The following is a 13,346-nucleotide window of genomic DNA, read 5'->3' on the forward strand; positions in this document are numbered from 1 at the left end:
CTAGAACCCCGGGATGAGACCGACCACGAGGTCGATCAGTTTGATGCCGATGAAGGGGACGATCACGCCGCCGAGCCCGTAGACGAGCAGGTTGCGGCCGAGGATCGACGACGCTGCGGCGGCGCGGTACTTGACGCCGCGCAGTGACAGCGGGATGAGCGCCACGATGACGAGCGCGTTGAAGACGACGGCGGACAGGATCGCGGACGACGGGCTGTGCAGGCCCATGATGTTGAGCGCCGCGAGCCCGGGGAACGCCGCCTGGAACATCGCCGGGATGATCGCGAAGTACTTCGCGACGTCGTTGGCGATGGAGAAGGTGGTGAGGGCCCCGCGGGTGATGAGCAGCTGCTTGCCGATCCGGACGACGTCGATGAGCTTGGTCGGGTCGGAGTCGAGGTCGACCATGTTGCCCGCCTCCTTCGCCGCCGTCGTGCCGGTGTTCATCGCGACGCCGACGTCGGCCTGCGCCAGGGCCGGGGCGTCGTTGGTGCCGTCCCCGGTCATCGCGACGAGGTTGCCGCCCTCCTGCTCGCGCTTGATGTACGCGAGCTTGTCCTCCGGGGTGGCCTCGGCCAGGAAGTCGTCGACGCCGGCCTCGTCCGCGATCGCGGCCGCGGTGCGGGGGTTGTCACCGGTGATCATCACCGTGCGGATGCCCATCGACCGGAGCTCGGCGAACCGTGACGCCATGCCGTCCTTGACGACGTCCTTCAGGTGCACGACGCCGAGCAGGGCGACCGCGCCGTCCGAGGAGCGGCGGCCGACGACCAGTGGGGTGCCGCCCTGGTCGGAGATCTCCGCGACGGTGGAGTCGATCGCGGCAACCAAACCGGCGTCGGGGGTGTCGGCCCAGGCCAGCACGGCCGCAGCGGCACCCTTCCGGATCTGCGACCCGTCCGGCAGGTCCAGGCCGGACATGCGCGTCTGCGCCGTGAACGGCACCTCGACGGCGCCGTCCGGCAGAGCCGGCGTGACCCCGGCCTCGGCAGCGAGCGACACGATCGAGCGGCCTTCGGGCGTCGAGTCCGCCGCGCTCGACAGGGCTGCTGCCGCCATCAGCGAGGCCTCGCTCACGCCCGGCACCGGCACCACGCGGGACGCCCGACGGTTGCCGTACGTGATCGTGCCGGTCTTGTCGAGCAGCAGGGTGGTGATGTCGCCGGCGGCCTCGACCGCGCGGCCCGACATCGCGAGCACGTTGTGCTGCACGAGCCGGTCCATGCCGGCGATGCCGATCGCGGAGAGCAGGGCCCCGATGGTGGTCGGGATCAGGCAGACGAGCAGTGCGATCAGGACGGGGACGCTGACCGTGGCACCGACGAGTCCCGCAATGGGCTGCATCGTCAGGCAGACGATCACGAAGACGATCGACAGCGAGGCGAGCAGGATGTTCAGCGCGATCTCGTTCGGCGTCTTCTGCCGGGCCGCACCCTCGACGAGGCGGATCATCCGGTCGATGAAGGTCTCACCAGGGGTCGAGGTGATGCGCACGATGATCCGGTCGGACAGCACCCGGGTGCCGCCGGTGACGGCACTGCGGTCGCCGCCGGACTCGCGGATGACCGGTGCGGACTCCCCCGTGACGGCCGACTCGTCGACGGACGCGATGCCGTCGATGACGTCACCGTCACCGGGGATCACCTCGCCGGCGACGACGACCACCACATCACCCTTGGCCAGGTCGACCGACGCGACCTCCTCGGTCGCGTTGCCGACGGCCGCTGCGTCGGCCGGGTCGTAGCCGAGCACCCGTCGGGCGCTCGTGGTCGAGCGGGTCTTCCGCAGCGTGTCGGCCTGCGCTTTCCCACGGCCCTCGGCGACGGACTCCGCCAGGTTCGCGAAGACGACGGTGAGCCACAGCCACACCGCGATGGCGATGGTGAACGCGGACGGCTCGACGACGGCGGCCGCCGTCGTCAGGGCTGCGCCGACCTCGACGATGAACATGACGGGGTTCCGCCACATCAGTCGCGGATCGAGTTTCCGCAGGGCTCCCGGGAGGCCCGCCACCAGTTGACGGGGTCCGAATGCGGACGAGCGGGTGGCCGGCTCCACTGCGGTGCGCGGTTCCGGCTCGGTGGTCACGGTCATGACAGTCCTTCTGCGAGCGGGCCCAGTGCGAGCACCGGGAAGTAGGTGAGTGCGGTAACGATGACGGCGACGCCGCCGAGCAGCCCGATGAACAGCGGGCGGTGGGTGGGCAGCGTGCCGGCGGTCTCGGGTACGCGGTCCTGGGCGGCGAGGGACCCGGCGAGCGCCAGGACGAACACCATCGGCACGAAGCGGCCGAGCAGCATCACGACGCCGAGCGCGGAGTTCATCCACGTGGTGTTCGCGGTGAGCCCGCCGAAGGCCGAGCCGTTGTTGTTCGCGCCCGAGGTGAAGGCGTAGAGCAGTTCGGACAGTCCGTGGTTGCCGGGGTTGAAGATCGACGTGCCGAGCACCTGTTCCCGGACACCGGGGATCACGAGCGAGAGTCCGGTCGCGAGGAGCACGAGGGTCGGCGTCACCAGGATGTACAGCGCCGCGAAGGTCATCTCCTTGGCGCGGATCTTCTTGCCGAGGTACTCCGGGGTCCGGCCGACGAGCAGCCCGCCGATGAACACCGTGATGACGGCGAGCACGAGCATGCCGTACAGGCCGGAGCCGACACCGCCCGGGGTGACCTCGCCGAGCATCATGTTGAGCATCGCCATCATCCCGCCGATCGGCGTGAAGCTGTCGAACATGCCGTTCACCGCTCCGGTCGAGGTCGCGGTCGACGTCGTGCCGAACAACGTGGTGCCGAGGATCCCGAACCGGGTCTCCTTGCCCTCCATCGCGGCGCCGGCTGCGTGTGTGGCGAGCCCCCCACCACTGAGCTCGGCGATCGACATCACCGACAGGGACACGAGGAAGATCGCGCCCATCACGGCGAGGATCGCGTAGCCCTGGCGGTCGTCCCCGACGAGCCGCCCGAACGTGCGCGGGAGCGAGAACGGGATGACGAGCATCAGGAAGACCTCGACGAGGTTCGTCCACGCCTGCGGGTTCTCGAACGGGTGTGCCGAGTTGGCGTTGAAGTAGCCACCGCCGTTCGTGCCGAGTTCCTTGATCGCCTCCTGCGACGCCACGAACCCGTCCGGCAGGTGCTGCGTGCCACCGACCAGCGTGGTGACGTCGGTGCCGCTCCCCCACGACTGGATGACGCCGCCGGCGACGAGCACGATCGCGAAGACGAACGCCCCGGGCAGCAGCAGCCGACCGACGCCGCGGACGACGTCGACCCACACGTTGCCGAGCGTGCCGGACTTGCGCCGGGCGAACCCGCGGACCAGCGCCACGGCGACGGCGAGCCCGACGGCTGCGGACAGGAAGTTCTGCACCGCGAGGCCGGCCATCTGCACGCTGTACCCGACGGTGACCTCGGGCGAGTAGGACTGCCAGTTCGTGTTCGCGACGAACGACGCCGCGGTGTTGAACGCGAGCGACGGGCCGACGGCAGGGAGCCCGAGGTCGCCGGGCAGCACGACCTGGATGCGCTGCAGCAGGTAGACGAGCAGGAGGCCGACGACGCTGAAGAGCAGCACGCCGCGCAGGTACACGGGCCACGACTGCTCGGCGTCCGGGTCGACCCCGATCAGCCGGTAGACCCCGCGCTCGACCCGGTTGTGCCGGACGGGCGTGAAGACACGGGCCATCCAGTCGCCGAGCGGCCGGTAGGCGACGACGAGCAGCAGGACGAGCGTGGCGACCTGGACGATCCCCGCCCAGATGTCCGCGGCGACCGACGCGCCCACGGCGCCCACTAGAACCGCTCCGGACGCACGAGCGCCCAGACGAGGTACACGACAGCGGCGATGCCGAGGACGGCGGCCGCGATGGTGATGCCGATCACAGCCGTTCCACCCCCTTGGCGATCAGTGCCACCACGCCGAACACGGCGAGGACACCGGCGACGACGAACACGTCGAACACGAGGGACTCCAGAAGGTCTGCGGTGTCCGCGCCGGGCGACGCGGACGGCACCACGTGTGGTGCCTGAACCGATGCTGGGTCCTGCGCCGGGCCTCCTGGGCGCTCCTAACGGTTTCCTCACGCCGCCCTGGCGGACGCATGCGCCCCGCTAACGCGCGCTCGCCGTCCTACGATCGGAGCATGGTGATCCCTGCTCCCCCGACCCGCCCCGGAACGAGGGCGTCCGCCGTGGCCGGGAGCCTGCTCACCACGGCCGTGGTGTCGATCGGTGCGCTGTGGGCGGTCGTCTTCGGGCCGCTGTGGCTCTTCGGTGAGCAGCGGCAGCTCCTGCTGTGGTTCTGGGCCGTGCCGCTGGCGTTCGTGCCGTGGCTGGCCGCGATCGCGGCGCTCGTCCTCGCACTGGTGGGGTGGTCGCGCGGGCGCGGGCGGAAGCGCGCGGCGCTCGCCGTCTGCTGCGCCGTGGTCGTCCTGCTGGCACCGATCGCGATGGTGTTCGGCCCGGGCAGCGCGCTCGTCGACACGTCGGTCTGAGGCCCGAACGGGTCCGTCTTCAGTCCGCGGTCGAGGCGCTGAGTCGTGCGGACAGCGCGCGAACCGAGCGGGCGAGGTCCTCGGGACCCTCGACGACGAAGTCGACCGCGAACCCCGCGAACGCTCCGGCGAGCCCCGGCCAGGACCACGAGCCGAGCGTCACCCGACTCCGCTCGTCGGACAGGGGTTCGACGACGGCGTCCTCGGGCAGGTAGGGCGCGATCGTCCGGGCCTCGGCGGCCGTCATGGTGACCGAACCGACGCACGGCCACACGTCGGCCTGCGCCGATCCCTTGAAGCGCGCCGACACGAAGGCCACGGGGTCGCCACCGGGTACGGGCCGTGGGGTGAACGGCACCCGCGTACGCATCCGCGGGGTGATCCGGTCGATGCGATGGGTGCGCCAGTCGTCGCGGTCGAGGTCCCAGTCGAGCAGGTACCAGCGGCCGTTCCGCGCGATCACGGCGTGCGCTTCCACCCGGTGCGGGGTCTCGTGCTCGCCGTAGCCGAAGCGGAACACCTCGCGCAGGTGGACGGCCTCGCTCACCGCGACGAGCACGTCCGGGTCGGTCGTGGTCCGGCTCGTCGCGGTCACGGCCTGCACCGCGTCGATGCGCGACCGGAGCCGCGCTGGCATGACCTGCCGGATCGTCGCAAGCGCCCGGGCGGCCGACTCGGCGATGTCCGCGCCCGAGGCGGGGGCGACGGTCAGGGCGAGCGCGATCGCCACGGCCTGGTCGTCGTCGAACAGCAGCGGCGGCAGGTCCGAGCCCGCTGCGAGCCGGTACCCGCCAGCGGGCCCGCGCAGTGCCTCGACCCGGTACCCGAGCTCGCGAAGCCGGTCGACGTCACGGCGCACGGTACGGGGGCTGACCTCGAGGCGTCCGGCGAGCTCGTCGCCCGGCCAGTCGCGGTGCACCTGCAGCAGTGACAGCAGCGCGAGCATGCGCGAGGAGGGTCCGGCCATGTCGAGCATTCTCGTCGGAGAAGCGGACACGATCTGACCGCATTGCCGGTCATCCTCGTTCCATGAGCATCGAAACGACACCCCACCTCAACTTCGACGGCAATGCCCGCGAGGCCCTCGACTTCTACGCATCGGTCTTCGGCGGCGAGGTCACCGCCGCCACCTACGGCCAGATGGGCGCCCTCGACGACCAGGCCTGGGCCGACCGCATCGTCTTCGGCCAGGTCTCCACCGACGCCGGGTTCCGGGTCATGGCCTTCGACGTCTGGCCCGGGCAGCCCTACGACCAGGGATCGAACGCGTTCTACGTGTTCGTGCACGGCGACGACACCGCCGAGATCGAGCGGTACTGGGCCGTGCTGTCCGACGGCGCCGAGATCCGGCAGCCCCTCGCTCCCTCGGCCTGGGCGCCACTCGCCGGGCAGCTCCGCGACCGGTTCGGCGTGGTCTGGCAGCTCGACGTCGCCCCGGCCGACCGCTACCTGTAGTTCCCCGTGGCCGCGGTCAGCGCGTCGGCGTCCACGTCGACACGGTGACCGCGGCCGTCACCGTCGCTGGGGCGAACGCCGCGTCCGGTGCGACGTGGTGGTGGCTCGGCCCCATGTGCACGACGTCGTGGACGTCCTCGGCGGAGAGGTCCATCGTCCAGGTCAGGTCCTCGGAGGACCGCAGGACGAACGACGGCGTGAGCGACTCGTGCAACCGGCGCTCCTTCTCCGGGTCGACGGAGATCGTCGCCTCGGCCAGCTCCGCCAGGTGGCCGGTGCGCGGGGTCACGACGACCAGCACGCCCTCGGGGTGCAGGACACGGGCGTACTCGGTCTGGTTGCGCGGTGCGAAGACATCGAGGACGACGGCGGCAGCGTGGTCGACGACCGGGAGGCGCTCGGTCACGTCCCCGACGACGGCTCCGGCACGTTCGTGGACGCGGGCCGCGCGGCGGATCGCGATCGCCGACAGGTCCAACGCGACCCCGAGCCTCCCGTCCGCACCGTCCGGAACGTGCGCTGCGTCCAGCGCATGCGCCAGGTAGGTCCCCGGACCGGACCCGACGTCGAGCACGATTCCGGGGGCCGTCGCCTCGGCGACGACGTCGGCGAGCGCCCGCTCGACAGGCGCGTAGTGGCCCCGTCCCAGGAACCGCAGCCGCGCGTCGACCATCTCCGGGGTGTCCGCGGTGAGCGCCCGACGCTTCGCCGGCAGGAGCGTCAGGTGGCCCTGCTTGGCCTCGTCGAACCGGTGCCCGGTCGCACAGCCGACCTGGCCGCCGTCGACCCGACCGAGGGGCTCGGCGCACACGGGGCAGGCGAGCATCGGCAGCAGGTCGTCACGCACCGGCCCAGCGTACGGGGCCTCGCTAGCCTGGCCGGATGTCGCTGCAGCAGCTCTTCGGCCTCGACGGACGCACCGCCCTGGTGACGGGAGGCAGTTCCGGCATCGGACGCGCCATCGCCACCGCACTCGCCGACGCGGGTGCGCACGTGCTCGTCGCTGCTCGGACACGGTCAACCATCGACGCGACGGTCGACGACGTCCGCGCCGCTGGAGGATCGGCCGACGGCATCGTCGCCGACCTGTCCTCGCGCGCCGGAGCACACGCACTCGCCGATGCGGCGGGCGACGTCGACGTCCTCGTGAACTCCGCGGGGATCAACCTCCGGCCGCCGATGGCCGACCTCGACGAGGACACCTGGGACGCCACGATGGCCGTGAACCTCGACGCACCCTTCGTGCTCGGCCAGCGGCTCGCGCCCGGCATGGCCGCGCGCGGCCACGGCCGGATCATCAGCATCAGCTCGCAGCAGGCGCACCGTCCGTTCGCCTCGAGTGGCGCGTACGGGGTCTCCAAGGCAGGCCTGGAGGCACTGGCCCGGTCCCAAGCGGAGGCCTGGTCCGCGCAGGGGGTCACCTCCAACGTCCTCATCCCCGGTTTCGTACGGACGCCGCTCAACGAGCGGCTCGGTTCCGACCCGGCCGCGGTGTCAGCCCTCGCGGCGCGGACGCTGGTCGGCCGGAACGGACTCGCTTCGGACTTCGCCGCCGCTGCCGTGTTCCTCGCCGGCCCTGGTTCGGCGTACGTCACGGGGCAGTCCATCGCGGTCGACGGCGGGTTCTCCGTCCACTGACCTCGAGGTGCGCCGACGACAGGGTGCTGCGCAGCAGTACGGTCAGGACATGGCAGTCATCGAGCAGGCAACGCTCCGCCCCTCCAAGGCCGAGGCGCTCGCCGCCTGGCTGCCCGACCAGGCGTGGAGCGGCGTCGTCGCGGGAGCGCCGCTGCAGGTCGTCGGGCAGTTCCGGTTCGACGACCCCGCCGGCGAGGTCGGCGTCGAAGTGCTGCTCGCCCGCACCGAGGACGGCCGGGTCCTGCAGGCGCCACTGACCTACCGGGATGCACCGCTGCCCGGCGCCGACGCGTTCCTGGTCACCGAGATGGACCACTCCGTGCTCGGGCGACGCTGGGTGTACGACGCCGTGGGCGATCCGGTCCACGCCGACGTCCTGCGCCGGGCGATCGTCACCGGCGGGCACGAAGCGGAGCTCGAACTGGCGAACGATGCCGGACGGCGGCCGAAGGACGCCTGGGCCCACGGCAGCGGCTCCGAACCCGACTCCCCCGATGTCACCTCGGTGCACGCGACCACGACGGGCGCGGTGACGTCGATCGCGACCGACCACGGCACGATCGTCATCGCTCGGGTCGTCGGCACCGCCCTGCCCGAGGGCGAGAAGCTGACCGGTACGTGGACGGACGGCTCCGGAGTGCTCGCCGTCCTGCTGCCCGAACGCGCCTGAGGTACTGGCAGGGCCTGCCTGCACCGGGGACCGGCTGGCAGGATCGATGGCGTGAAGACACTGGAGTTGCCACAGACTGACCTCACCGCATCCGACGTCGTCGTCGGCTTGATGCGGATCAACGACATGAGCGACGAGGACATCCGCGCGCTCTACAGCGCCTCGCGTGACGCGGGCGTGAACATGTTCGACCACGCCGCGGTGTACGGCGAGTGGCACGGTTGCGAGGAGCGGTTCGGTGCCGCCGTGACGCTGTCGCCGGCGGAGCGCGCCGAGATCGTGCTGCAGACCAAGGTCGGCATCCGTCCGACCCCGAACGGCGCGTACTTCGACTTCTCGTACGAGCACATCCTCGAGTCGGTCGAGGAATCGCTCACCGCGCTGCAGACCGACTACGTCGACGTCCTGCTGCTGCACCGCCCCGACGCCCTGGTCGAACCGGAAGAGGTCGCGAAGGCCTTCGACGAGCTGCACGCCGCCGGCAAGGTGCACCACTTCGGCGTCTCGAACCACACCCCTGGCCAGGTCGACCTGCTCAAGAAGCACGTCCAGCAGCCGCTCGCCTTCAACCAGGTGCAGCTGAGCATCACGCACGCCAACGTCATCTCGCAGGGCCTCACGGCGAACATGGGTGGCCTCGACCAGTCGATCTCCCGCGACAACGACATCCTCAACTACTCGCGGATCAACGACATCACGCTGCAGGCCTGGTCGCCGTTCCAGAAGGGGTTCTTCGACGGCGTCTTCCTCGGCGACCGCGAGCAGTACGCCGACCTCAACGACGTCCTCGAGGAGATCGCCGCCGCGCACGGGGTCACCCCGACCGGCATCGCCGTCGCCTGGATCACCCGGCACCCCGCGCACTTCCAGGTCGTCCTCGGCACGACGAACCCGCAGCGCGTGCGCGACTCGGCGGCCGGCTCGGACGTCGAGCTGTCGCGCGAGGAGTGGTACCGCATCTTCACCGCCGCGGGGCACACCGTCCCGTGAGTCCATCGGGCAGGGTGGAGTCGTGCTCCACGACCTCACCCTGCCCGTCCGCCTGTCCGCCCGCGCCGGTTCGGTGGTGGTGCGGAACGCGGCCGACGGTGACCTCGACGCCCTGATGGCGCTGTTGTCCGACGACCCGATCAGTGCCGCCCGCGGCGATGTCGCCGCCCCGGAGGACCGCCCGCAGTACGCCGCGGCCCTTCGATCGATCACCGACGACCCGGCGAACGCGCTGCTCGTCGCCGAGGACGAGTCCGGTCGGCTCGTCGGCACGCTGCAGCTCACCCGGATCCCGGGCATGGCTCGCCGGGGTTCGACGCGGCTGCTCGTCGAGGCCGTCCGCGTGAGCAGTGCGCTCCGCTCGGGAGGCATCGGCAGCGCGCTGATGCGCTGGGTGACCGACGTCGCAGCGCCGGACCTCGGGACCCCGCTCGTGCAGCTCACCTCGGACGCCGCCCGGACGGATGCGCACCGGTTCTACGAGCGCCTCGGCTTCACCGGATCGCACGTCGGCTTCAAGTACCGCGTCCCAGACTCTTTCGCGCGCTGACGTTCTTTCCCAGAGCGCGCGCGATGCAAGACGGTTTCGGGCGTACCTGGTCGAAACTTCCGACCAGGTACGCCCGATTCGACCAGGTACGCCTCAGTCGGAGGACGCCGGGGCCCCCGAGGACGGGACGCGCACGTCGACCGGGGACACCGCGGCGGGGTCGGCGGAGGCGCCACCCACGACGTCGAAGGAGATCCCGAGCATCGCCGGGTCCTCGTCGAGCTCCAGCCCGTCCTCGCGGACCTGGTCCTCCGGGATTGCACGGCCACCAGACGGGTCCCACGAGTTCGCGATCGACATGCCGACGAGCATGCCGGGCGACCTTGAGTGACGCCTCTGAATCGCCGTAGAGCGAGCGATCAGTCGCGGTGGCCGGCGGTCAGGAACGATCCGCCGCGATCAGCTCGAGCTGCGTCAACCCGACGTCGGTACCCGCCGTGAACACGAACGACGAGCCGCCGCCGATGATCCGGAACACCCGGGTCTGCCCGGGCCAGGTGAACTCGGCGCCGTCGACGGCCGTGACCGTCTCGCCGAGGGACACCTGCCACGAGTACGACCCCGGGGTCGCCACCGTCACGGTGTACAGCGACGCGGCGGGGCAGTCCACGTCGAACGCCACCGACTCCTCCGCGGCGAGCGCCGTGACGGTCCGCCCGGTGTCGTCGACCAGTGCCGACGAGCCCTCCGACGACGTCCCGACGGGCAGCAGGTCGACCGGGGCGTCCCGGTAGCCGTGGACCTCGGAGGCCGACACCGGCCGGGTGTCCGATGCCCAGCCCTGCGGTTCGGACGACAGCGTGAAGACGATGTGCGACGCCGACACCACCACGTGGTGCGGGATGCTGACGGACGTCCAGGGCGAGCCGTCGACCGTCACCGACGCCACGTAGGCACCTGCGGAACCGTCGGCGATCTCGATGACGGTGGGCGTTCCTCCCGGCTGCTGCAGCACCGTCCTGCGGACCGACGGCGGCACGAGCACGTAGGTGCCCGTTGACGGCACCAGCGGGTACAGGCCGATCGTCGCGAAGACGTACCAGGCACTCATCTCGCCGTTGTCCTCGTCGCCGGGGTAGCCCTGGCCGAGGTCGGAACCGACGAACAGCCGCTCGAGCGACTCCCGGACGATGCGGTGCGCGTCGTCGTGCCGACCGGTGAACATCGGGAAGAACGGGATGTGGTGCGCCGGCTGATTGGACAGGCCGAGCATGCCCATCCGGACGTCACGGGCCTCGGTCATCTCGTGGATGGGGAAGCCGTACGCGCCGGAGCGGATGGTCGCGCCGGTCTCAGGTGTCGCGAAGAACGCGTCGAGGGCGGCGTCGAACCGCGCCGGGCCGCCGTGCAGGTCCACGATGCCGGCACCGTCGTGGGGTGCGGTGAAGGCCGTCCCCCAGGCGTTCGTCTCGGTGTAGTCGTCGCCCCAGTCGCGCGGGTCGAACTCGGTGCCGATCCGCCACGAGCCGTCGGGGTCGCGGCCGATGAAGAAGCCCCGCTCGGAGTCGAACACGTGCCGGTACTGCAGGGATCGCCGGGCGAACCACTCGGCCTCGGCCTCGTACCGGGACAGGTCGGCGGGCGTGCCCGCCCGCGACGCGAGCAGCCCCGCCATCACCGCGAGTCCCCAGTCGTTGATGGCGGCGTCGAGGGTCCAGGACATCCCTTCGGACGTCGCGGTGTCGACGTGGCCGCGGAAGGCGCCCGGGAGGCTCCCCTTCCGTCCGACGCGCTCGTCGCGCGGCGGGACGGTCGCGTTCCGCACTGCGCTCCGGTACGCCTCGGCGAGGTCGAACCCGGTGACGCCCTTCGCCGCGAGGTCGGCGAAGACGGTGTCGCTCGTGGTGCCCGTCATGCAGTCCTCGGCGCCGGGGGCGCTCCAGCGCGGGGTCCACCCGCCGTCGTGGTGGTGCTCGACGAAGCCCTGCGCGAGCTCGCCGGCGGTCTCCGGGGTGAGGAGTCCGAGGAGCGGCCAGGCGGTGCGGTAGGTGTCCCAGAACCCGTTCGTGGTGGTGAACGGCCCCTCGACGACCTCCGGCCCGGGCTCGTCACGGATCGGGTCGGCGAGGACGGCTCCGTACGGGGAACGGTGGTGCGGCGACCCGGTCAGGGCGGTCTCGCCGGCACGGTTCGGGTAGAGGAACAGCCGGTACAGGCCGGAGTACAGGCTCACCAGCTGGTCCGGGGTGGCTCCGTCGAACGACAGGGTCGCGAGCTTCTCCGTCCAGAGCGCCTCGGCGCGGGTGCACATGGCGTCGAAGGAGCCGGCGGCGTCGAGGTTCGCGCGGGCGTCCTCGATCGAGACGGTCGAGATGCCGAGCAGGACGTCGACCGCTCCGTCGCCGTCGACGGCCAGCCAGCCGCGCAGCTCGTGCTCGCCGGTGCTGGTGTGGTCCGCGGTCACGTGCGGGATCCGGACGTGCACGTGGTGCGGCGGGGTGCCGGGGCGGTCGTCGAGCAGGGCCTCGACCACGGCGGTGCCGTCGGTGACGGTCACGGAGACGTCGGAGACCCACCCGTGGTGGTCGAGCACGATGCTGCGGGTACCGGTGAACCGGAAGCCGAGGGCGAACTCCCCCGCGGTCATCTCGGCCGTCACACCCTGGTCGAGGGCGACCCGGTACCGGTGCGGACCGTCGAGTTCGTCGTCGTGGTCGAAGCCGAGCGCGCGGGCGGCTCGGTCGACGTCGGGGGTGTCGAGCGGCGACGGCATGACCTGGAACACGCCGCGGTCCCCCATCCACGGCGACGGGATGTGGCTCGTCGCGAACGCCTGGATCGCCGGTCGGACCCGCCCGTCGGCGTCGGTGCGCGAGTGCTCCTGGTACGCGTAGGGCCAGCGGTTGCTCGACGCGTCGGTCATCGGCAGGCCGAAGACCCCGCCGTGCGGGATGCCGACGAGCGGCGCGTTGTTGCCGCGGGAGAACCGTGACGACGCCTGCGTGCCGCGGGTCGTGCGGACGTGGTCGAGCGGCGTGACCGGTGCCGGGCGTGCCGGGGCGATCCGGACGTCGTCGAGCCAGCCGCGCAGGGCTGGACGCTCCCCGTCGGCGTCCGACGGCTGCGTGTCGGAGCCGAGCCGGGCCTCCAGTCGGTCGACGACCAGCCCCGCGAACGGCGTGAGGTCCACCGCGCGACGGTTCCACTGGTCGACCCACTGCTTGCGGGCCGCGTCCTGCGCCTCGGGCGTGAGCGCGTCGCCGTACTGGTCGCGGGCGTGTCCGCCGTGCGCGGCCGCGTGCTCGCTCAGTCGTGTGCCGTCGGTGAAGACGACGTCCACGGTGAAGGCCGTGGCGTCCCAGAAGTGCGGCAGGTCCGCCTCGGTGGGCTCGGCGGCGCCCTGCGGGAGCGTGCGTTCGGGGAACCAGACCCACGACAGTTCGTCGCCGGGTGCGACCACCCGGCCACCGGCCCCGGGGACGAGCGCCACGACGGCGCCGTCACCCGCGGGTCGTTCGACCAACCACCCCTCCGATGATCCGAAGCCGACACCGTTCCGCGCCGCGACGGCCGTCGTCGGCCCACCGCTCCGTTGCAGTTCTCGCACGGGTC

General features: G+C 71.5%; 14 protein-coding genes. 6 read left to right on the top strand and 8 right to left on the bottom strand.

The features are described 5' to 3' along the window. Genes kdpB through EDF28_RS19105 form a run of 4 tightly spaced genes read right to left on the bottom strand, consistent with a single transcriptional unit; the run spans position 1 to position 4,014 of the window. Complete coding sequence (kdpB, locus tag EDF28_RS02165; protein ID WP_123937012.1) at positions 1 to 2,094, bottom strand: potassium-transporting ATPase subunit KdpB; 2,094 nt, start codon at positions 2,092 to 2,094, stop codon at positions 1 to 3. Then, positions 2,091 to 3,782, bottom strand: a complete 1,692-nt coding sequence (kdpA, locus tag EDF28_RS02170) for a potassium-transporting ATPase subunit KdpA (protein ID WP_123937013.1) — start codon at positions 3,780 to 3,782, stop codon at positions 2,091 to 2,093. Before kdpA ends, kdpB begins: the two co-directional genes overlap by 4 nt. A gap of 8 nt (positions 3,783 to 3,790) precedes the next feature. Then, positions 3,791 to 3,880, bottom strand: coding sequence for a potassium-transporting ATPase subunit F (locus tag EDF28_RS02175; RefSeq protein ID WP_017887940.1), 90 nt, complete (start codon positions 3,878 to 3,880; stop codon positions 3,791 to 3,793). Continuing rightward, on the bottom strand, positions 3,877 to 4,014 hold the full coding sequence (locus tag EDF28_RS19105; protein WP_155896901.1) for a hypothetical protein: 138 nt from the start codon (positions 4,012 to 4,014) through the stop codon (positions 3,877 to 3,879). The genes EDF28_RS02175 and EDF28_RS19105 overlap by 4 nt, the downstream gene beginning before the upstream one ends. Positions 4,015 to 4,140: 126 nt before the next feature. Here EDF28_RS19105 and EDF28_RS02180 point away from each other — a divergent pair, with 126 nt between their 5' ends. Next, complete coding sequence (locus EDF28_RS02180; protein ID WP_123937014.1) at positions 4,141 to 4,491, top strand: hypothetical protein; 351 nt, start codon at positions 4,141 to 4,143, stop codon at positions 4,489 to 4,491. 19 nt (positions 4,492 to 4,510) lie between these two features. On the opposite strand, the gene EDF28_RS02185 is transcribed toward EDF28_RS02180, so the two are convergent. After that, positions 4,511 to 5,458, bottom strand: coding sequence for a YafY family protein (locus tag EDF28_RS02185; RefSeq protein ID WP_123937015.1), 948 nt, complete (start codon positions 5,456 to 5,458; stop codon positions 4,511 to 4,513). 62 nt (positions 5,459 to 5,520) lie between these two features. On the opposite strand from EDF28_RS02185, the gene EDF28_RS02190 reads away from it, so the two are divergent. Next, on the top strand, positions 5,521 to 5,946 hold the full coding sequence (locus tag EDF28_RS02190; protein ID WP_123937016.1) for a VOC family protein: 426 nt from the start codon (positions 5,521 to 5,523) through the stop codon (positions 5,944 to 5,946). 16 nt (positions 5,947 to 5,962) lie between these two features. Here the strand turns inward: EDF28_RS02190 and EDF28_RS02195 are convergent, their stop codons facing one another. After that, a complete protein-coding gene (locus EDF28_RS02195; RefSeq protein WP_123937017.1) occupies positions 5,963 to 6,793 on the bottom strand; it encodes a putative RNA methyltransferase in 831 nt (276 codons plus the stop codon). 35 nt (positions 6,794 to 6,828) lie between these two features. On the opposite strand from EDF28_RS02195, the gene EDF28_RS02200 reads away from it, so the two are divergent. From EDF28_RS02200 to EDF28_RS02215, 4 genes are read left to right on the top strand one after another with little or no spacing between them, the layout of a single operon-like run. Further along, entirely contained in the window at positions 6,829 to 7,584 is a 756-nt protein-coding gene (locus EDF28_RS02200; RefSeq protein WP_123937018.1) for an SDR family NAD(P)-dependent oxidoreductase, read from the top strand. A 49-nt stretch (positions 7,585 to 7,633) separates the two neighbouring features. Continuing rightward, positions 7,634 to 8,254, top strand: a complete 621-nt coding sequence (locus EDF28_RS02205; protein ID WP_123937019.1) for a CG0192-related protein — start codon at positions 7,634 to 7,636, stop codon at positions 8,252 to 8,254. A gap of 51 nt (positions 8,255 to 8,305) precedes the next feature. Beyond that, positions 8,306 to 9,244, top strand: coding sequence for an aldo/keto reductase family oxidoreductase (locus EDF28_RS02210; protein WP_123937020.1), 939 nt, complete (start codon positions 8,306 to 8,308; stop codon positions 9,242 to 9,244). 22 nt (positions 9,245 to 9,266) lie between these two features. After that, entirely contained in the window at positions 9,267 to 9,794 is a 528-nt protein-coding gene (locus EDF28_RS02215) for a GNAT family N-acetyltransferase (RefSeq protein ID WP_123937021.1), read from the top strand. Between the two features lie 93 nt (positions 9,795 to 9,887). Here the strand turns inward: EDF28_RS02215 and EDF28_RS02220 are convergent, their stop codons facing one another. Continuing rightward, positions 9,888 to 10,094: a hypothetical protein gene (locus EDF28_RS02220; RefSeq protein ID WP_185094115.1), complete on the bottom strand. Its 207-nt coding sequence runs from the start codon at positions 10,092 to 10,094 to the stop codon at positions 9,888 to 9,890. 79 nt (positions 10,095 to 10,173) lie between these two features. Next, entirely contained in the window at positions 10,174 to 13,341 is a 3,168-nt protein-coding gene (locus EDF28_RS02225) for a GH92 family glycosyl hydrolase (protein ID WP_260154479.1), read from the bottom strand. Between the last annotated feature and the right edge of the window lie 5 nt (positions 13,342 to 13,346).

It is taken from the genome of Curtobacterium sp. PhB137 (assembly GCF_003814955.1).
GTDB lineage: Bacteria > Actinomycetota > Actinomycetes > Actinomycetales > Microbacteriaceae > Curtobacterium.